Genomic DNA, 17,469 nt, shown 5'->3' on the forward strand with positions numbered 1-17,469 from the left:
AGTGTTCTGATGGCTGCTGCGACTACGACTGCTCTTGCCGGTGCGGCGGGAAGCGCTGAGGCAAAGCGTCCCGAGCGGAACGCGGAGTTTGACGCGATTGAAAACCGGATGCTGGATCTCGGGAAGCGCGGCACCACGCTCAGTACCAATCAGAAGTACTTTGTGCTCCTCGCGGTAGCGACCGCTGTGGCGGCCGAAGGCGGCGTGCGGGATATCGCGGAACGCGCGCTCCGCGATAAGGTTCCCGGAACGCTGATCCGCGAAGCCATTTTCCAGACCTCTCCCTATGTGGGTCTTGCCCGCGCGAAAGCCGCGCTCCGCGAGGCCTACGCCGCGTTCCGTCACGCGGGCGTCAAGGTTGAGGCAAAGGGCGCTACGGTGAACGATCAGAATCGGTTCGAAAAAGGCCTTGACACCCAGGGCGGAATCTTCGGCCGCGATCACATTCTGAAGATGCACGAATCCGCGGCCGAGGGCGAAAAGGGCCTCATCGTCGATGACCTGACCGCCTGGTGCTTCGGCGACTACTACACGCGTGAAAACATTTCGATCAAGGACCGTGAGCTGATCACGTTCGCGTCCATCGCGGCGCTCGGCGGCTGCGAGCCGCAGCTGAAGGCGCATATCGCGGCGAACCTCTCGGTGGGCGCGACAAAGCAGAATCTCACCGATGCTCTCCGGGTCGCGGATCCCCTGCTCGGTTTCCCGAGAACGCTTAACGCGCTCGGGCTCGTCCGCGCGGCAAAGTAACCGCGGCATCAGCGGATAAAGCGAAGGCCGGGGCGGTTGAGACACCGCTCCGGCCTTTTGCTTTTTCTGAAATCCGGTGATTCTTTTCCCCGTTATTCCGAAGACAGCTCACGGATCCGCTTCTGATACGCCTTTCTGAGGCAGGCGGCGTTCTTGCAGGCGTTCCGCTCATTCCGGTACCAGTCCATCTGCTTTCTGCGGGACCAGCCCTGGTCCGAAGACTTCGCGCGGACCTTCACCCAGACTGCGTTCAGCTGCCGGTCAAGGTGCGAGAGCTCGGGGCTTCCGCAGACGAGTTTATCGGGGACGGAGGTCGCTTTGGCGCAGTCGTAGCTCGGACCATTCGGATCCCGGGGCGCCGCGGGAGCGGCAGACTCTGACGCGGGCTTTTCGCCTGAGGCCGCCAGCTGTGCCTCCTTCGCTTTCGCAATCAGAGCGTCACCCGCTTTGGCTTCGGCGCCGAGGGTTTCGGCGGTCCGGATCGCGCCTGAGAGCGACTGCGGAATGACCAGAGACACTTCGTGAGACGCGCCTCCGATCAGGCGGAATTCCATCGGGTCAGCAGAGAAAAGGATGGTGCCATCCTTCTGCACTTTCGGAAGACTGCGGAGTGCCGCGGCGGAGGTCTGGCCGAGCTCCTGCCATCCCTTCAGGGCCGCCGGGTCACCGGAAGGTGCGAGCACCCAGGCGGGCGCCTCGCCCTTAGTCTTTGCTGCGGACTCTTCCGCGAACGCGGCGTAAATCTTTTCAGAGCCCTTCCCCACCATGAATTCCGGATCCTGATCCCAGGCAACCGCGGGGACGGTCTTCACGATTTCGGCAGCTTCTGGCGACAGTTTCCAGCGGATCTCCGCCCGGCAGACATTCTTTTCACCCCCATCCGTGGTTTTCGAGATGACCGCCTGCTCCGGCGTCGCCGCGGCACCGCCTCCCACGGCCTTCACAACCGCCTCCTTCAGCTTCGCGAGAGTCTCAGGATCCTCGCAGGACGGAGACTGCGCGCTGCAGCCTGCCGCGAGAAGGGTGAAAAGAAGAATTCCTGCCGCCTGAAATTTCATTTCGCCTCCGGGAAAAGGTGTCGGATTAAAACTTATTTTTACATTTTAGCCTGTGACGCAGATCATTCATTTTTCTGAAGAAAAAAATCCCCGGATTTCCGGGGTTCCAGCGGTTTCAGTCCTCCCAATGGATTCAGAAAAACCTGGGCTCCGCCAGTCAGCCGAACCCAAACGGGTTGATAAAACCGCGGCAGTGTCGTAAACTCTTAAGGGTTTCTACTTTAGTGTGAAGGTGACACACTTCTGAAGAAACCTGCAAAAAGTCCTTTTGTAGCAACAAAAAACGGGAGACTGCGTCAGCGGTTCTCCCGTTTTCCGTTTCCGGATCCGTTTCTGATGATCACCTGAACTCCCGTGACATAGTTCTATATTGACTTAAACGTCATGGGAGGTTTAGGCAGGTTTAAAAGCTCAAGCATGTCTTGGGCTTTTTTCGTCAGAGGCTCCACAACCCATGTAGCTCTCGTTGGTGCCCTCACCGCTCTGATCCTCTTCAATGCGGCCAGTAACTTTTCCACCGAGTTATCGGGGAGTTTTAATTCCTGAGTTTCTCTTTTTTTAGCCTGCACTGTTATAGCCATCCTCAGAGACTGAGCGATTATGTGTACCATCAATTTGCCCATGTAAGAGGTTTGGGTTGCCTGCAGTCGGTCTCCTCCGTTAAGGACTTTAAACTGTCGGAAAGCCACCTCAACGATATTCCTGCGCCTGTAAATTCTTAGAGCCTCGATCGGATCTTCGAGCCAGTCGCTGCGGATAACAAAGCAGCCGGCAGTGCGTTCCCAGAGTCTGAGAGCCTCGAGGTTTTTCTCCCATATTTTCCTTTCCTTGCCGTCTTGCTCTTCTTTGCACTCAGTTATGAAGCGGGCAGCGAAGTTCCAGTCATCTCGATCTACGACTTTTCCATCGCGTTTTTTATCTAAGACCTTATCTATTTTCTTTAGTAGCTGCTTCTGCTGAGAGAGCGCAATTTCCGGGAACCGATACAGATGCACGAAGCAGTCACGATTTACTGAGCCGGCCTCTGTGTTTTGCTTCCAGTCTTCTTTTATGGTTCGGCAATAAACTTCATACTCACTGTTGTAAAAAGCGAGGTCGCAAAGTGCTTCACGGAACTTTGTAAATTTATCTTTTAAACCCTTTTCCACGATAGGAACGCCGGCGACGAAGCTGACATCGGTATTAAAAAGATTCTGAAGATTCATTAGGGAAGAGTAACCCCGGTCGGTCACCAGGACTGTCTCGTCAAGATCAAAGCCGTAGCTTTTCATCTGAGCCAGGATGGATTTGTAGACCGACTTATCGGTTATCGAGCCTTCGTCTTCTCTGGCATAGCAGACGTCTCCGTTCAAGAAATCCACGGCAAGCGTAAGGTTTATCTGTTTGAGTTCAGGATTCTGTTTGGCGTGCCCGTAAGCCGCATCCTCGATTGTCATAGAGAAGGTACTTATTGCCGTGGAGTCCAGCGCCATATACATCTTTTGCAGAGTTGAAGGCGGCATGGCCGAGCCCTGCTTCTGAGCCTTTTGTTTTATTTCCTCAAGCCATTTCTGATAATTCTGCTTGGATCGGTCAAATCGTAAACGGAAATAATTAACCATGTCCTCATGGTCGACTTGAGCAAGCAGTTCGCTGATGCGCTGAGAGCTTAAAGGAGCGCTTACAGGAAGCCAGTTGTCGGGAAGCCAGTCTTCATAGCCGTTCATGGCGCCCCCGTCTAAGAGCTGATAGACGGCCAAAGCCAGAAGGCCGGTTCCTAATTGTTTTCCGAACGCCGCCTGCAGGTTTTGCAGAATTCGGTTCTTGGAGGCGAACTGCCAAAGGGCCCAGGTGGCAGCGTAAGAAAGGTTGTTTGAAGCCCATGACTGCTCGCGCTGTTGAACTTCTTCTGCAGCATCCTGCTCGGATCTTTCAACGAGGGTACGATTTTCAAAGTAAAGCGTCTTGCCTTCATACTCAGGATGATTGGATAAGTACTTTTTGCCCAGTCTAAGTCTTCCGGTTGCTTCATTGAGCGTGCCGACATAAATCCTTTTGGCAATTCTTGACTGTTTCTTCACCGGATCCCACTCATTTCTATAGCCATAAACATAGGTGGAATCTCCTTTTCTGAAGGTGGAGAAACGGAAATGGTTGTCTGGTAGAGTTCTTGGTCGAGCCATAATAGTCTTTATCAATATTTATAGACTATAATACCAAGAATTACCCTTAATATCAATCTCAACTATTTAAATTTACTAGGAATTTTTTCCAGAATGAAAAAATCCCGGAGCTATGTTCCGGGAGTTTGGGTGATCAGATCAGCCCCGTAACGAGCACGATCACGACGAGGATCGGGCACGCCACGACGAGAAGCAGCCTGAAAATCCGGAACCACCGATCACTCGGCACCAGGGGAACCGAAAGCGCCTCACGGAACTTCGGCCACACAACCAGCCCCGCGAGAAGCGCCACGATGAGGCCGCCGATCGGAAGCGAAATGTTGGAGGTGAGGAAGTCGCACCAGTCGAAAACGTTCTTCCCAAGGAACTTCGTGTCGGCAAGCGGCCCGAAGGAAAGCGCGCAGAAGAAACCGATCACCATGATGACAAGCGTGCTGATAATGGCACCCGTCGTCCGGGAAACATGGAATTCATCGACGAGGAACGCGGTATCGAGTTCCAGCATCGAGACTGAGCTCGTCAGAGCCGCGAATGTGAGGCAGGCAAAGAACGCCACGGCGAACAGCCCGCCAAACGGGAGCTGGGCAAAAATCACCGGCATCGTGACGAAGGTGAGTCCGGGACCCGCCGCCGGATCGAGATGGAAAGCGAACACCGCCGGCATCACCATCAGGGCGCCGAGGATCGAGGCCGCAGTCGTGAGCCCCACGATCTGCGCGCAGGACTTCAGAATGCGGCTCCCCTGCGGGAGGTATGAGCCGTAGGTCATCATGCAGCCGCAGCCAACGCAGAGCGAGAAGAACGTAAACCCGAGCGCGGCGTAAAGACTCTTCCAGGTAAACGCCTCCGGTTTCCAGGCAAAGAGATAGCTGAGGCCTTCGGACGCTCCGGGGAGTGTCAGCCCCCGGATAATGAGGATCAGCATCAGGATAAAGAGCGCGGGCATCAGGATGCGGGAAAGCCGCTCAATCCCCTTACTCACTTTGAGCGCGACAACGCCCGCGGTAAGCGTGAGGAACAGCGCCTGATAGCCAACCGCGAGAAGCGGGTCTCCAGAAAGCGCGCCGAACCGGGCACCGAGCTCCGCCTGGCTTGTGACGAGCCCCCGGCCGAGAATCGCGTCGACGAGATACGCGATCGTCCAGCCGCCGATCACCGAGTAAAAGGAAAGTACGAGAAGACCGGTCACCACGCCGAGATACCCGGCCGGCACCCATTTGGAGCCGCCGAGTTTCCGCATGGTCGTCACGATAGAGCCGCGCCCCATGTAGCCGAGCGTAATTTCCGCTGTCAGGAACACAAAGCCCAGCGTGAGGGACAGGATCACGTACGGGATCACGAAGACCGCACCGCCGTTGCTTCCCGCGAGCCACGGGAACTTCCAGATCGCTCCGAGTCCAACGGCCGCCCCGGCTGAGGCGAGCACGAATCCGGCTTTCGAAGCCCAAGTCGCACGTTCTGGCATAGCTGCCCGCTCCTTTGTTTTTGTAAGGTATGAGTTAAAACCTTACCGCAGAGAGCGAAGAACAGGCAAACGTGAAAAGGCGTATCCGAAAAGGCTTAAGGAATCTCGCTCAGTCCCGCGACACGGCGCAGAAGCGGGATTTCGCGGGAAAGTACTGTCGGCTCACCGTGGCCCGGATAGAACCTGGTTTCGGGCGGAAGCGTGAGCACCCGGTCCCGGATGCTGGAAGCGAGTTTCGCGTCATCCCCGCCCGGGAAATGCGTCGCGCCGACCGCGCCATGGAACACGGTGTCACCCGAAAACGCGTAGCCGCCCGATTCCGAATAAAGAAGCGTGCTGTCCTCTGAGTGACCGGGTACATGGATCGCGCGGAGTGAAACCCCGGGATTCGACTGCAGCGAAAACACGGCCCCGTCCTGGAACGGGATCGCGCCCTCCACGGTGAAGGGACGGCCCATGGGGCCCGAGAGATTGAAAAACGTGCTCGACAGATACCGAAGCCCCGCTTCATGGATATAAACAGGCGGGTGCCCGAACGCCTCCCGGACGGCATCGATCGCTCCGATATGGTCAAAGTGACCGTGCGTGAGGAGGATCTTCTCAATCGTGAAGCCTCCGGGCCGGATCGCATCGATGATCCGATTCGGCTCCGCGCCCGGATCAATCAGAAACCCGTGTTTCGTCTCAGGATCGATATCGAGATAGGTATTTTCAATATCCGGTGTCGAAACTTCGATACGCGTAATCATGCCGTTCTCTTCAGTTATTCCCGATCAAAATCAATGCTGCAGCCGTCAGGCCCGCAGGTGAAGCCGGACCCGAAGGGTCCCCGCTGTCTTTCTCTATCCTCTTCCTCAAAGACCTGCTTCAGACCATCCTCCCAGCCCGCCTGGTCGAGCGCACCGGGAACGGAATATTTGCCATTGATAATGAAGAACGGGACCGAGGTGACTCCGGTGGATCTTGCCGTCATTTCATCCTCACGGACCGCGTCCGCGATAATCCGGGCTTCGGTTCCGGCATCCAGCGGTGCGTCAAGAAACGCCCTCACCTGCCCAGAAGGAATCCCGGTTTCTCCCGCGAGGCGGCAGAGCACCTCGGGGTTCCCGAGCTCCAGATGATCCGAGAAGTATGCCCGGAAAAAGCGTTCGCTCAGCTTCTCCGCGGCATCCCGGCCGAAATGCGCCTCAACAAACTTTCTCACCCGGTGGGCATCGAAAGTGTTTGACTGAATCGCGTCGCCGTACGCGAAAGGCAAGCCGGCCGCCGCGCCCGCCTCATCCACTTCTTTGATCCGGCCCTCAGCCTCTTCCCAGCTGAGACCCCGGGCAAGGAGCCGCGGGAACGTGGTTTCGCCCCCCATCTTCGGAGCGTTCGGCGCGAGTTCGTAGGCTTTCATCTCAAACTCAGCCGCGCGGCCGAGCGACTTCAGCGCGGCTTCGAGATTTGTTTCCCCGATCCAGCACCATGGGCACGCAAAGTCTGACCAGAATGTAATTTTCATCGCGCTCCTGCTCCTTTATCTGTTGACCGTACCGGCCGCGGGACCGCGGGCGTAACGGCTGTTAGAAGAAAGAATAGCAAAGGGACCGCATCGCACCGAGGCTTCTTTCACCCTAGAGTCAGCGGACCGGTGACGGCGCTGGTTTCGAGAGTTTCAGGAGTTCCGCGCGGCTCGCCGCGGCCGCCGCAAGATAGTCAGAATCTCCCGTGATCCGGGCAAAGACCGCGGCGGCGAGCTCCCGCCCCGCTTCCACGTCGCTCTGCCAGTGCGCGCCGCAGATCGCGCGGCTGTCACCCGCGCCGTAACCAAGCTTCAGAACCGGGACCGGATCGCCTGGGGCGACCGAGGTCAGCGCGAGCGCAAGCGCCCAGGCCATCGTGGTGTGACCTGACGGGTAACTCGCGAAGCGGTCAAATTTTTTCGCGAGATCCGGGCGGCACGTGGCGTCTTCCGGATGCGGAACCACGGGGCGGGGCCGTCTGAAGACTTCCTTTCCGGCCTTAAGTGACGGATAGACGCGCTTCATCGTGAGAAGGAGAAAAGCGTGTGTCGCAGGAGTCGCGTCTTTCGATATCTGAATCCCAAGAGGCTTTGAAAACCGGGCTTCAAAGGCTTTAAGCGGCGACATATCGGCGTCTTCCGCGGCCTGAAGGCCCCGGGGAGCCTTCCGAAGCGAAAGCCCCTCACGGTAGGAAGCGTCATCCGCGGCGCTCCGCCAGGTGCCGGCGGCAGGCGGTCCGGGGAGTAGCTCCGATGCGCTGATCGCTTCGGGGTACAGCGCGTTTCCTGCCGCAAACGCCGGGAGAGCCGCGGCCCCCGCGGCGAGCGAGAAAAGAATGAATGCCGCTTTCTTCATGCCGGTTCCTTAAAAGTCAATATGTCGGTTCGGATTTTTCAGGCGGTCATTCTATCGGATTGATGGCTCCGGGCTCCCGGTCCTCCGTGGCTTAGAATGGCTGAAGCCCGCTCACGACTCCGGAAAATCCACTCCTCTTTATGATCCGTCTTTACCACCAGAACCTCGCCTATCACCTGAGACGGGCAGCAGAAAACGCCCGTTCGGTTCTCATCGTGACACCGTACGTCAAAATCCGCGCGATTGAGGCGATTATTCCGCGCGGCATCTGGTTTGATGAGCTGACACTCGTGACACGCGGGGCACCGGACGACTTCGCAAGCGGCATTTCGGATCTGGACGCGCTGGACGCGGTCTGGTTGCTCGGGGGTGAGGTCTACCGGATTCCGAATCTTCACGCGAAGTACTACCGCTTTGACCGGATTTTCTTCACGGGAAGCGCGAATCTGACGGGGCGCGGTATCGGCGTAGGGCTCGATCAGAAGTGGAATGACGAAGTCCTCGCCTCAGACTTCACAAGCCGCGAGAGTCATGAGCTCGAACATGACTGGCGGATGGCCGCGGTACGGATTCCGCGGGACGCCGCGGGAGAACTTCGGGCATTTGTCGAAAGACGGCGGCGCGAGGGGTTCCTTCCGGACTGGTTCCGCCGGTGGGCCGCGCAGGAAGCGGGGCCGCTCCCGCCTGGGTGGCTCCCCGCCTGCCCTTTCCCGAATCTGCTCTACGACATCTTCCGGGGGCGGGATATCCGGGATCTCCTTCCTCGGGATACCGATGCCCGTTTTATCCGGGAACTCGCGGCCGAGGATCTCGCGGCGCTCGTGCCGCCCCCGGCACTCAGGTCGCCGGAAGAAATGGATCTTTATATCGGGACGCGGCTCGCCGGAAGCCCGTTTCTGAAAACCATTCAGTCGCTCTTCAGAACGGAAACCGGTCCGGGGCGTCCCTTCCTCAGTTTCGGCGCTCTGAAAGAGATGGTGAGAAGCCCGGCCTTTCAGGCGAATATCCGGGCGTATGACCAGGTGGAAGTGATCGCCCGCTGGCTTATCTACTTCCTCCCGGACACGTATTTCATTCCGTCAGGGCTTCCCTTCGCGCTGGGCCGCCGGAAGCGGATCCCGAATAGCTTCCGGACGGAAGATCAATAGAAACGTGTCAGGCCTCAGGCTCCGTCACGTAGGCCTTAAACATGTCATAGATTTCAGCAGGAAGCGGCACGGGCTTCAGCTCAGCTTTCTTTACAGCTGCCACCTTTACGCGGCCGTCTGTCAGCAGCTCATCCCCCCGCCACACGGACTGATTGAGGACGACGCTCGCGCGGCCAAGCTTCTCCACCCGGGTCTTCACGGTGAGAAGATCCTCGAGCTGCGCCGCCCGCTTGTATTTGATTGAAAGCTCCGCGACCAGAATCACGATCCCCTGCTCCGATTCGAGCTTTCTCTGATTCAGTCCATCCGCCCGGAGCGCCTCGCTTCTCGCGCGCTCCATGAACTTGATGTAGTTCGCGTGGTACACCACACCGCCCGCGTCCGTATCTTCCCACTGAACCCGGACCGGATACTCAAACACTTTGCTTTCAGACATTGTTATCTTTTCCTTTTGATACCTTCAGACAGAGACAGCCCCCGGAGACCGCCGCAGCCTGACTTTTCAGCTGCCCCTGAGTATACGGTGTCAGGATCCGATCGCCGCATCCATCCGGATTACCGGCTTTCGGTCTTCAGGAAAAAAATTAAGGCAGGAAGCCTGAGCGGCTTCCTGCCAGAAATTACCGTTTCCTCTCCCGAAGAGAGACCTCTCACGGAGGGGCGGCTGATTCTTACGCCGGAATCACGAGGAGCGGAACAGAACCGTCTGCCGCCACACGGCTCGTCACGGAGCCGAGAATGACGGAGGCGACATTATCGCGGCCGCGGGTCCCCATGATGACGAGATCAAGCTTCTCAGTCTTCGCGTAGTTCGCGATCTCGGTGCCCGGATCCCCCGTCAGGGCCACTTCCGTCACCGGGAAGTTTGCCTGTTCAAAAATCGGGCGGATCGTCGACATGGCTTCGTTCTTCCCCTTCTCTTCGATTTCGGGGATCAGCTGCTGAATTTCATCCATATTCTTTTCAGCGGCTTCACGCTCTGCCGGAATTTCAGGAAGCGGCACATCCGTCGGATATTCGTACGCGATCGCCTCAGCCACATCCACCACCGTGACCACGCGGACATCCGGCTTTTCGCCGAACATTTCGCGGTGAGCCACGATATAGCGGGCAGCGGCTTCGGAGTAGGGTGACCCGTCAACCGCCACGCAGACCTTCAGTTCCTTTCCGGGTTCAGAGGTGTACTCGCTGCGGATCAGCATCACGGGTACCGTGGTGCGGGCGAGAACCGCCGTGGAAACAGAGCCAAGGAAAAGCTTCGCGAAGTCTGAGAGGCCCCGGGATCCCATCACAATCAGATCCGCCTGCTCACGGTCCGCTTCTTCCGCGATCACCTGAGCGGGGTTTCCGATCACCACTTTTTCCTCAGTCTTCACATTCTTCAGAATGTCACGCACCTTCTTGAAGGCGGCTTCTGACTGGTGGTTGGTAGCGGCAGAACGCCGGAGTTTCAGCGCCGGAATCATCAGTTCGGCCGCCTTCTGCACATTCAGAAGACAGACCTCAGGATTGAAGTTCTGAAGCTCCGCGCGGCGCGCGATCACGTGCGCGGCATGGACACTGTATTCACTGCCATCAACCGGAAACAGAATTTTCATATTGGCTCCTTATAGAGGCGCAGCGCAGTCCGGCCTTCCTCCCTGAGCGGCCGATTCCGCTTTTGCCTGGACATCCCGGAGCTATCTCACTGAAGTGATAGTTTCCCTCTCCAGAAACACCCCGGGACTATATCAATCATTATATCTGTATTGCCCTGAAGTTCTTTTTTTTGTTATCCCGTACGGCATCCCGTCTTTTGCCGGTCACAGCCATCGCTTTTCCGCTTAAACTAAAAGGTTGTTGTCCGTTTTTTCTGCCCCTGACAAGGAGACACTCCCCATGAACCTTCGGCCTGAATTTCTGAGTCCCTTAAGAACGCTGACCGGAATTGATTCACCGTCAGGCGACGCCGAAGGGGTCACGAAGGCGGGCGACGTGATGGAGGGGATTTTCAGAAACCTTGGCTGGGAAACCGCTCGGCCTGAAGTCGGTTCCTACGGCCGCGCGTGTATTTTCCGGAATCTTCCGGAATCCGAGACGGTGGATCTCATGCTCTGCGCGCATCTGGACACCGTGCACTCAAGAGGAAGCGCCGCGCGCTACCCCTTCAGAATCGATGAGGGACTCGCCTTTGGCCCCGGTGTCGCGGATGACCGCTCGGGGCTCGCCGCCATCGCGGCTATCGCATCCGGCCTTCCCGCTGCCGTGAAAGACCGTCTTTCGCTTAAGGTTGTGCTGACGCCCGCTGAAGAAATCACTCCGCGGGAACACGCTGAGTTTCTCGAAAATGCGTCACGCGGCGTTCCGGCTGCTTTCATTTTTGAGCCTGGAAGGCCGGATGGCAGTTTTGTCCGGGCCCGGAAGGGATCGAGCACCGTCCGGGTGGACTTCCACGGGGTGCCGGCGCACGCGGGGAACCGTCCTGAGGATGGGCGGAACGCGATCGACGCCATGGCTGCCGCGATCCCGCAGCTGAAGCATCTCGCGTCTGAAATCGACGGGACGGCGATCAGCACCGGCCTTGTCTCAGGCGGCACAACGGCGAACACAGTGGCTGAACACGCATCGGTCACGTTTGACCTTCGGTACGGCTCGGACAGGGACCGCGATGAACTGATTTTCCGGATGCGGAAACTCTTTCTCACGGGGTTCGCGGACGGTGTGACATCAGACCTCATAATCGAGAGTCTCGGCCCGGCGCTTCCGCTTTCCGCGGAGTCCGCGTCTCTTATCACGCTCATCAACCGGGCGGCCGCGACGCTTCGCCTTCCCTCCCCTGTCTGGGTTGAAGCGGGAGGCGCGTCTGACGGAAATGAGCTCGCGTCTTTCGGTGTCGCCGTGATCGACGCCCTGGCGCCATCCGGCGGTCTGCTCCATAACCCGAATAAAGAGTATCTCGATCTCGCGACGGTCGAACCGCGTCTCCGGCTGATCGAAAAGGCGCTCGAACTTCTCGCGGCCGCGAAAACCGGGGCCTCTTCCGCCCGATAAAAAACGGGAAGGCGCTTCACGAGCCTCCCCGTTCTGTGACTGGATACCGAACGCGGGTCAGACGCCTTCAGGCGTTTTCCGGCTTTCGATCTTGATATCCTCGCCCCGCATGACGCCAAGCACCCAGCAAAGACCGCGCGCGAGCCGTGCGGCCGGTTCATTGAAGTGTCCGCCCCGCTCCCAGATCAGCGCCGTGGGAATTCCGGCCTCACGGCTGAGTCCGGCAATCGCAGATGTGACTGAGGCGTTTTCTTTGAGGTAAGGGTTCCGGGAGTGGCTCTCGGTGTCACCAAGCGACAGATACACCGCCTTCGGCGACCCCTTGATTCCCTGCTCTTTCGCGAACGGCAGAAACCCCGGGAACCAGAGCGAGCCGGAAGCCGAGACGAGATACGGGAAGTCGTCCGTCATGAAGAGCGAATAGGCGGAGAGAAGCCCGGACATCGAGTAGCCCGCGAGAATCAGCGTGGAGGGATCCAGGGCGAGGTGCTGCCCCGCAAACGGGATCACTTCCTTCTCAAGAAACTCGAGATACTGTGGCGCGCCGCCCGTGAAGTGGTCGGTTGATGCCATCACGGGGCCGTGAGCCCAGGGGGACAGATCCTCTTCCCAGTGAAGATCGGAAATCGTGACCAGATTCACTTCCGGCGCGCCGAGATTCCCGAGCAGCTCGAGCACCGTTTTCCCCTGTTCCTGATACTGGGTCGAGAAAATGACAGGCACCGGATATTCGCTCTCCCGGTAGACCTTCACCGTGCGGCCTGAAAGCGTTTTGCTCACAACGTAAGCCATCTTCTAACCATCCTCCTTCATTTGGTTCTTTCATCGTAACGCAAAGAGCGCAGATGCCTGACACTGAGCCCTCTTTCCCCTCCCTCTTTCGGGAAAAAGGCAATATCCGCGAGAACACCCCGGAGCCGTCCTAAAATAGTCGGACATCATCGGGACGGGGGCGAGCTTCCCCATCCCTTATCAACTGGAGAACCCGACATGATTTCCGGCACGCTGTCCGAGTGGGAAACCCTGAAGTCCTACCTTCCTGAAGTCTTTTCGCGCGCTTTCGCTTACCTTGCGGCGCATGGCGGCGACCTCGAAACCGGACGTCACGAAATTGAAGGTTCGGCATTTTACGTGAATGTTGAGGAAGGGATGACGCGTGACGCTGCTGACCGTAAGTTTGAGGCCCACGCGCGCTACATCGATATTCAGCTGCTGCTTGAAGGCGATGAGCGTCAGGACTTCATCACCCACGCGAATCACCTGACGCCCACAGATGATCGGCTTGAACGGGACGACATCGCCTTTTACCCGGATCTCGATCCGGCGGAAACCGTGACGATGAAGCCCGGTGACTTCGCGATCTATTTCCCGGGAGAGCGCCACGCGCCGAACCTCGCGGTCAAAAGCCCCGCCATGCATAAGAAGGCGGTGTTCAAGATCCGGGCAGATCTCGCGGAACTCTGACCCCCGGCAATCTCGTCCGGATACACGAAGGGCGGCTTTTCAGCCGCCCTTTCCTATGCCTTTGCCGCGCGATGCCGGAATTACGTCTCCGTCACCACGAGCACAGCCTTCACGCGCCCAAGCACCTCCGTTTCAGGCGGCATGGCGCTTGCCGGGTCATCCTCGAGCCCCCGCATGAGACGCGGTTTCCCATCCGGCTTAAACGTGTAGCGTCCGATCCGCTTCACGCCGTTATCCTGGACGAGATAAAAGCCTTCCGCCTGAGCGGTCTTCACGCTCCGGTCAACAATGAGAACGGAGCCGATCGGGATCAGCTGCCCCAGCGCCGGATTATCCATCCGGTAAGCGCTGATCGAGCCCGGTTTCAGACCGAACGACTCGATCGCGGATTTCGACAGCCGGACCGACTGCAGCACCCCTTCGCCGCGCGACGGGATGAGCGGCTCAACCGTCAGCTCCTCTTCAGACTTGGAAGGCGCGCCTGTGGTTCCGTTCACGAGTGACCGTGCCGGAAGCCCCAGCAGCTTCTCAAGCGCAACAATCTTATCTCTGGTCGGGCAGCTTGCCCCTGTCATCCAGCGCGATACCGCCGCCTTCGACACATCCATCGCCCGTGCGATTTCTGTCTGGTTATAGCCGCTGCCCTGAATAGCATCATTTACACGCGCAAGGCGTTCAGCGCGAAGCCCTTCTGTTGTGGCCATAATTCACTCCCCACTTCTATCAGGACAGCCTCCCGCATCTCCTCCGCGGCCGTGTGTTTGCCGCGGTCCGGTGAGCGAACCGACGCGGAGAAACTCTCCCGCGTTTCTGCTCATCCGGCCGATGACGGATGACTGCATAGTTCTTTCATTCTTTCTTATATGGGGCTCATTCTCTGGAGCCGAAGCTGAACAAAAATCCGGGCAATGAAGCTCGCGCCACAACCTGCGCGAATTAACCGGAGACTCTCTTTTTGTCTACTTATATTTTACAACAAGTTTACGATTTAAGTGGGTTTTAATTATTTTTACTTACTGTTTAACTTAATTTTTTTATTTTTTCGTATCACATGTAAATTTGACGAAGTTTTGACTACGGACATCTTTTTTCAACATTTAAGCCAAATTTATTTGTGAAAAAGAGGTCCCTGAAAAACGCCCTCCGGTCACTTTGGGAAGAAGGTAAGAATTCCGGATCCCACGAACTGAATACCGATCGAAATAAGAAGAAAACCCATGATTTTGGTGAGGACCCGGGTGCCGGACGGACCCAGCGCCTTTGAGCAGGAATCGGCGCCCCGCATGACAGCCCAGGTCAGGAAGGAGGAAAGCGCCGCTGCCGCGGTCACCGCGGCAAACATCGCGGCTTTCGTCTGGAGGCCGTCCGCCTCCGCGATCTGAGTGGAGAACCCAATCACTACGGCAATCGTCCCGGGCCCAGCGATTCCCGGCATCGCGAGCGGGAAGAATGCGCATCCGTCGTTCCCTTTTTCGCCGTGATCGGTATCATTCGGCGTCTTCGCGCCGAACAGCATCTGGTTCCCGATCACCGCCACCACAAAACCGCCCGCGATCCGCATGGCACCGTAGGAAATGCCGAAGAATGAAAGCAGGAGATTTCCGGCGACGAGACTCGCCACCATGATGAAAAACGCGTCGAGCGCAGCGTGAGCCGCCTCACTCCGGCGCCGCCCTGAGCTCCAGCCTTCAGTGAGACTGAGAAAAAGCGGGATCTTGGTGAGCGGATTCGTGATGACGACAAGGGACACGAGCGCGCCGAGAAAAAAGGATGAGGTAATAGCGGATTCCATGAGTACGGCTCTTGAGTTTCAACCGACAGAATCATCGTCTTTTCTTATCTATTACGCAAAATGAATGTTGAATATTGATGTTTTCAACAGTATTTTTATTGTTTTAATAACCTCACTCAGATTTGTTGCTATCCGGGATCCCTTAAGTGATCAGACCAAGCCTTTATGTTGCTCGCTGGTTCGTTAGGATCGGAGATAAGGTTTCCTATCACTCAAGGAATCAGAAGCATGTCAGGATTTCTCAACCGGATTGCAGAAGGACTCTTTTTTGAGACGGATCGCCGTCAATACTGGGACTACCGGCAATTCGGGCTCCAGGGCGAAGAGTTTGCGACCAAAGGTCCGGAAGGCACATCCATTTCCGGTCTTTGGCTCAAAGCTTTGCCTCAGGACGGGAAAACGCTTCAGGGCACCGTGCTTTATGCCCATAACTGCACAAGGAACTATGGCTATCATCTGCCGCAGGTCTCGTGGCTCGTTCCTGCCGGCTGGAATGTGGTTCTCTACGATCCGGAAGAAACCGGCCGTTCCACCGGAAAACTCACTCTGAACGGCATGGTGGATGACGCGGAAGCCGTTTACCAGTATGTCCGCGGTCAGCGAGGCGTTTCAGCCAAAAAACTTGTCCTCTTCGGGCAGGGACCGGGAGGCGAATCTCTGCTTCGTCTTCTCCACCGCCACCCGGATGGCGCGGCAGCCATCGTTCTTGAAGCTGTGACAGCCACGCACCGCGGGTGGATGATTCGCCGTTACGGACCAGGTGTCGGACATTTGGGCGCAGCGCTGCTACCCTCAACCATCACAGAAAACCCCATTGACGCGCTTCGGGAACTGAAAATCCCTGTCGCTTATCTGTATCCGGGGCGGGATGATTCGGTTCCTGAAAAAGAAATGGATGACATGCTGAAGGCTCTGCCTGAAAACCGGGAAATCTGGATGGCTCTGAAGGAAAAGCATCTCACCGCATTCGGTTATCCGACGGAATGGCGGGATCACTTCATTCAGTTCGCGGAAAAGTCGATCGCGAAGTAATCCGCCCTCCTCATATTTCAGGCGGTCTTCCCGAGCCTCGCGGCGTCAGTCGCCGCCTTGAGATTCTTTCTCGCGTAAGCCCAGACGCTGAGAGCACAGACGAGCGACACCGCACCGCCAAGCGACACCAGAACCCATCCTCCGTTATCCCAGAGAATCGCGGCAAGCGTTGAACCCACGGCTGCAAAAATAAAGTTATTCACGACAAAGGCGGTATTCAGCCGGCTCCTCGACTTTGGGGCAAGCAGAAAGAGCGTTGTCTGATTCAGAATGCCGATTCCCTGGAATGAAAGCGACATGAGAAGCGCGGCGAGCACCACCATCAGAATGGAGTGGCTTCCAAGAGAAGAAACAAGCATAGCAGCGACACCGAGCGCGATAAAACACCCCTGAGCCGGAATGCCGACACCCCGGTCCATGAGTCCCCCGACCTTCGCCGCAATCAGGGCGCCCGCAACACCCACGAGGCTCACAAGCCCGATTTCGAGTGTGTTGTAGCCAAAAGGAGGAGCGGCGAGAAGGAAGGTGATCGCGGTCCAGAATAGCTGCAGAGCACAGAAACCAAATCCCCCGATCAGCAGCACCGGTCCGACATTCGGTACACGGCGGGCTTCCGTGAAAACGGAAAGAATGAGTTTCGGATACGGCATTTTCACGCCGCCTGGCGCCGTCGGAATCCTCTTCCTGAGCGCAAAGATGAGGATGATATTCAGAACGGCTGCAACAATATAGATAGAGCGCCATCCCGCGAGATTCGCGATAAAGCCGCTCACGGTCCGGGCAAACAGAATGCCGATCACGACGCCGGATGTCACAATACCGACAATCCTTCCCCGGTCCTGCGGAGCGGCAAGCCCGCCCGCCATCGGAAGAATCACCTGCCCGGACACGGTCGTAAAACCAACCAGCGCGAGTGACAGCCCCAGCACTCTAAAGTGAGGCGCGAAAGCCGCGATCACGAGGGACACCGCACAGAGCGCGAGAAGCGTGGTGACGAGTTTCCTGCGATTCGCCATATCGCCAAGCGGCACCAGAAGCAAAATTCCGAGTGCGTACCCCACCTGAGTGGCTGTCATCAGATGGCCGCCGACCGACGCCTGCACGCCGAAATTCTCCGCGATCCGCGCGAGGAGCGGCTGCGTCCAGTAGAGATTCCCAACCGCAACGCCTGCGGCCGCCGCGAAAAGCAGCCTGAACTCCCGTGACAT

The 17,469-nt window shown here is 57.5% G+C and carries 17 protein-coding genes; 5 read left to right on the forward strand and 12 right to left on the reverse strand.

Translation table 11 applies throughout. The annotated features are described in order from the left end of the window. Nucleotides 1-9: 9 nt before the first annotated feature. The gene (locus tag BN1936_RS08090) at nucleotides 10-750 is read left to right on the forward strand and encodes a carboxymuconolactone decarboxylase family protein (RefSeq protein ID WP_232422090.1); all 741 of its coding nucleotides are present in this window, start codon (nucleotides 10-12) and stop codon (nucleotides 748-750) included. Between the two features lie 92 nt (nucleotides 751-842). Here the strand turns inward: BN1936_RS08090 and BN1936_RS08095 are convergent, their stop codons facing one another. The 6 genes from BN1936_RS08095 to BN1936_RS08120 form a co-directional block, all read right to left on the reverse strand. Beyond that, on the reverse strand, nucleotides 843-1,808 hold the full coding sequence (locus tag BN1936_RS08095) for a lysozyme inhibitor LprI family protein (protein ID WP_022443868.1): 966 nt from the start codon (nucleotides 1,806-1,808) through the stop codon (nucleotides 843-845). Nucleotides 1,809-2,173: 365 nt separating this feature from the next. Then, nucleotides 2,174-3,970 (reverse strand): IS1634 family transposase, encoded by a 1,797-nt coding sequence (locus BN1936_RS08100; protein WP_148521168.1) that lies wholly within the window; start codon nucleotides 3,968-3,970, stop codon nucleotides 2,174-2,176. A 133-nt stretch (nucleotides 3,971-4,103) separates the two neighbouring features. Beyond that, on the reverse strand, nucleotides 4,104-5,435 hold the full coding sequence (locus tag BN1936_RS08105) for a sodium-dependent transporter (RefSeq protein WP_049687133.1): 1,332 nt from the start codon (nucleotides 5,433-5,435) through the stop codon (nucleotides 4,104-4,106). A gap of 95 nt (nucleotides 5,436-5,530) precedes the next feature. Continuing rightward, nucleotides 5,531-6,184, reverse strand: a complete 654-nt coding sequence (locus BN1936_RS08110) for an MBL fold metallo-hydrolase (protein ID WP_022443870.1) — start codon at nucleotides 6,182-6,184, stop codon at nucleotides 5,531-5,533. Nucleotides 6,185-6,198: 14 nt separating this feature from the next. Continuing rightward, nucleotides 6,199-6,939, reverse strand: a complete 741-nt coding sequence (locus BN1936_RS08115) for a DsbA family oxidoreductase (RefSeq protein WP_049687134.1) — start codon at nucleotides 6,937-6,939, stop codon at nucleotides 6,199-6,201. 118 nt (nucleotides 6,940-7,057) lie between these two features. Continuing rightward, nucleotides 7,058-7,795, reverse strand: a complete 738-nt coding sequence (locus BN1936_RS08120) for a phosphatase PAP2 family protein (protein WP_049687135.1) — start codon at nucleotides 7,793-7,795, stop codon at nucleotides 7,058-7,060. A gap of 140 nt (nucleotides 7,796-7,935) precedes the next feature. Between BN1936_RS08120 and BN1936_RS08125 the strand changes: the two genes are divergently transcribed. Continuing rightward, nucleotides 7,936-8,943 carry a phospholipase D-like domain-containing protein gene (locus BN1936_RS08125; RefSeq protein ID WP_049687136.1) on the forward strand — a complete coding sequence of 336 codons (1,008 nt, stop codon included), beginning with the start codon at nucleotides 7,936-7,938 and terminating at the stop codon, nucleotides 8,941-8,943. Nucleotides 8,944-8,950: 7 nt separating this feature from the next. On the opposite strand, the gene ybgC is transcribed toward BN1936_RS08125, so the two are convergent. Next, nucleotides 8,951-9,379, reverse strand: coding sequence for a tol-pal system-associated acyl-CoA thioesterase (ybgC, locus tag BN1936_RS08130; RefSeq protein WP_022443874.1), 429 nt, complete (start codon nucleotides 9,377-9,379; stop codon nucleotides 8,951-8,953). Nucleotides 9,380-9,614: 235 nt separating this feature from the next. After that, the gene (locus tag BN1936_RS08135; protein ID WP_022443875.1) at nucleotides 9,615-10,541 is read right to left on the reverse strand and encodes a universal stress protein; all 927 of its coding nucleotides are present in this window, start codon (nucleotides 10,539-10,541) and stop codon (nucleotides 9,615-9,617) included. A 280-nt stretch (nucleotides 10,542-10,821) separates the two neighbouring features. Between BN1936_RS08135 and BN1936_RS08140 the strand changes: the two genes are divergently transcribed. Beyond that, nucleotides 10,822-11,973, forward strand: a complete 1,152-nt coding sequence (locus BN1936_RS08140) for a M20/M25/M40 family metallo-hydrolase (protein ID WP_049687137.1) — start codon at nucleotides 10,822-10,824, stop codon at nucleotides 11,971-11,973. A 57-nt stretch (nucleotides 11,974-12,030) separates the two neighbouring features. Here the strand turns inward: BN1936_RS08140 and BN1936_RS08145 are convergent, their stop codons facing one another. Then, nucleotides 12,031-12,765, reverse strand: coding sequence for an alpha/beta hydrolase-fold protein (locus tag BN1936_RS08145; RefSeq protein ID WP_022443877.1), 735 nt, complete (start codon nucleotides 12,763-12,765; stop codon nucleotides 12,031-12,033). Nucleotides 12,766-12,963: 198 nt separating this feature from the next. Between BN1936_RS08145 and BN1936_RS08150 the strand changes: the two genes are divergently transcribed. Beyond that, a complete protein-coding gene (locus BN1936_RS08150; RefSeq protein WP_022443878.1) occupies nucleotides 12,964-13,437 on the forward strand; it encodes a YhcH/YjgK/YiaL family protein in 474 nt (157 codons plus the stop codon). Between the two features lie 80 nt (nucleotides 13,438-13,517). Here the strand turns inward: BN1936_RS08150 and BN1936_RS08155 are convergent, their stop codons facing one another. Together BN1936_RS08155 and BN1936_RS08160 are read right to left on the reverse strand one after the other, a co-directional pair. Continuing rightward, the gene (locus tag BN1936_RS08155) at nucleotides 13,518-14,141 is read right to left on the reverse strand and encodes a helix-turn-helix domain-containing protein (protein WP_022443879.1); all 624 of its coding nucleotides are present in this window, start codon (nucleotides 14,139-14,141) and stop codon (nucleotides 13,518-13,520) included. 443 nt (nucleotides 14,142-14,584) lie between these two features. Next, nucleotides 14,585-15,229, reverse strand: a complete 645-nt coding sequence (locus BN1936_RS08160; RefSeq protein ID WP_022443880.1) for a MarC family NAAT transporter — start codon at nucleotides 15,227-15,229, stop codon at nucleotides 14,585-14,587. Between the two features lie 228 nt (nucleotides 15,230-15,457). Here BN1936_RS08160 and BN1936_RS08165 point away from each other — a divergent pair, with 228 nt between their 5' ends. Further along, nucleotides 15,458-16,261, forward strand: a complete 804-nt coding sequence (locus BN1936_RS08165) for an alpha/beta hydrolase family protein (RefSeq protein WP_022443881.1) — start codon at nucleotides 15,458-15,460, stop codon at nucleotides 16,259-16,261. A gap of 17 nt (nucleotides 16,262-16,278) precedes the next feature. On the opposite strand, the gene BN1936_RS08170 is transcribed toward BN1936_RS08165, so the two are convergent. Further along, entirely contained in the window at nucleotides 16,279-17,469 is a 1,191-nt protein-coding gene (locus tag BN1936_RS08170) for an MFS transporter (RefSeq protein WP_082164536.1), read from the reverse strand.

Origin of the sequence: Dakarella massiliensis, assembly GCF_001182045.1 — a bacterium.
In the GTDB taxonomy this organism is placed as follows: domain Bacteria; phylum Pseudomonadota; class Gammaproteobacteria; order Burkholderiales; family Burkholderiaceae_F; genus Mesosutterella; species Mesosutterella massiliensis.

Excerpts from the sequence above, each read along its gene's own strand:
- BN1936_RS08090 (WP_232422090.1), top strand. The coding sequence starts at position 10 with ATGGCTGCTGCGACTACGACTGCTCTTGCCGGTGCGGCGGGAAGCGCT.
- BN1936_RS08095 (WP_022443868.1), bottom strand. The coding sequence starts at position 1,808 with ATGAAATTTCAGGCGGCAGGAATTCTTCTTTTCACCCTTCTCGCGGCA.
- BN1936_RS08100 (WP_148521168.1), bottom strand. The coding sequence starts at position 3,970 with ATGGCTCGACCAAGAACTCTACCAGACAACCATTTCCGTTTCTCCACC.
- BN1936_RS08105 (WP_049687133.1), bottom strand. The coding sequence starts at position 5,435 with ATGCCAGAACGTGCGACTTGGGCTTCGAAAGCCGGATTCGTGCTCGCC.
- BN1936_RS08110 (WP_022443870.1), bottom strand. The coding sequence starts at position 6,184 with ATGATTACGCGTATCGAAGTTTCGACACCGGATATTGAAAATACCTAT.
- BN1936_RS08115 (WP_049687134.1), bottom strand. The coding sequence starts at position 6,939 with ATGAAAATTACATTCTGGTCAGACTTTGCGTGCCCATGGTGCTGGATC.
- BN1936_RS08120 (WP_049687135.1), bottom strand. The coding sequence starts at position 7,795 with ATGAAGAAAGCGGCATTCATTCTTTTCTCGCTCGCCGCGGGGGCCGCG.
- BN1936_RS08125 (WP_049687136.1), top strand. The coding sequence starts at position 7,936 with ATGATCCGTCTTTACCACCAGAACCTCGCCTATCACCTGAGACGGGCA.
- ybgC (WP_022443874.1), bottom strand. The coding sequence starts at position 9,379 with ATGTCTGAAAGCAAAGTGTTTGAGTATCCGGTCCGGGTTCAGTGGGAA.
- BN1936_RS08135 (WP_022443875.1), bottom strand. The coding sequence starts at position 10,541 with ATGAAAATTCTGTTTCCGGTTGATGGCAGTGAATACAGTGTCCATGCC.
- BN1936_RS08140 (WP_049687137.1), top strand. The coding sequence starts at position 10,822 with ATGAACCTTCGGCCTGAATTTCTGAGTCCCTTAAGAACGCTGACCGGA.
- BN1936_RS08145 (WP_022443877.1), bottom strand. The coding sequence starts at position 12,765 with ATGGCTTACGTTGTGAGCAAAACGCTTTCAGGCCGCACGGTGAAGGTC.
- BN1936_RS08150 (WP_022443878.1), top strand. The coding sequence starts at position 12,964 with ATGATTTCCGGCACGCTGTCCGAGTGGGAAACCCTGAAGTCCTACCTT.
- BN1936_RS08155 (WP_022443879.1), bottom strand. The coding sequence starts at position 14,141 with ATGGCCACAACAGAAGGGCTTCGCGCTGAACGCCTTGCGCGTGTAAAT.
- BN1936_RS08160 (WP_022443880.1), bottom strand. The coding sequence starts at position 15,229 with ATGGAATCCGCTATTACCTCATCCTTTTTTCTCGGCGCGCTCGTGTCC.
- BN1936_RS08165 (WP_022443881.1), top strand. The coding sequence starts at position 15,458 with ATGTCAGGATTTCTCAACCGGATTGCAGAAGGACTCTTTTTTGAGACG.
- BN1936_RS08170 (WP_082164536.1), bottom strand. The coding sequence starts at position 17,469 with ATGTCACGGGAGTTCAGGCTGCTTTTCGCGGCGGCCGCAGGCGTTGCG.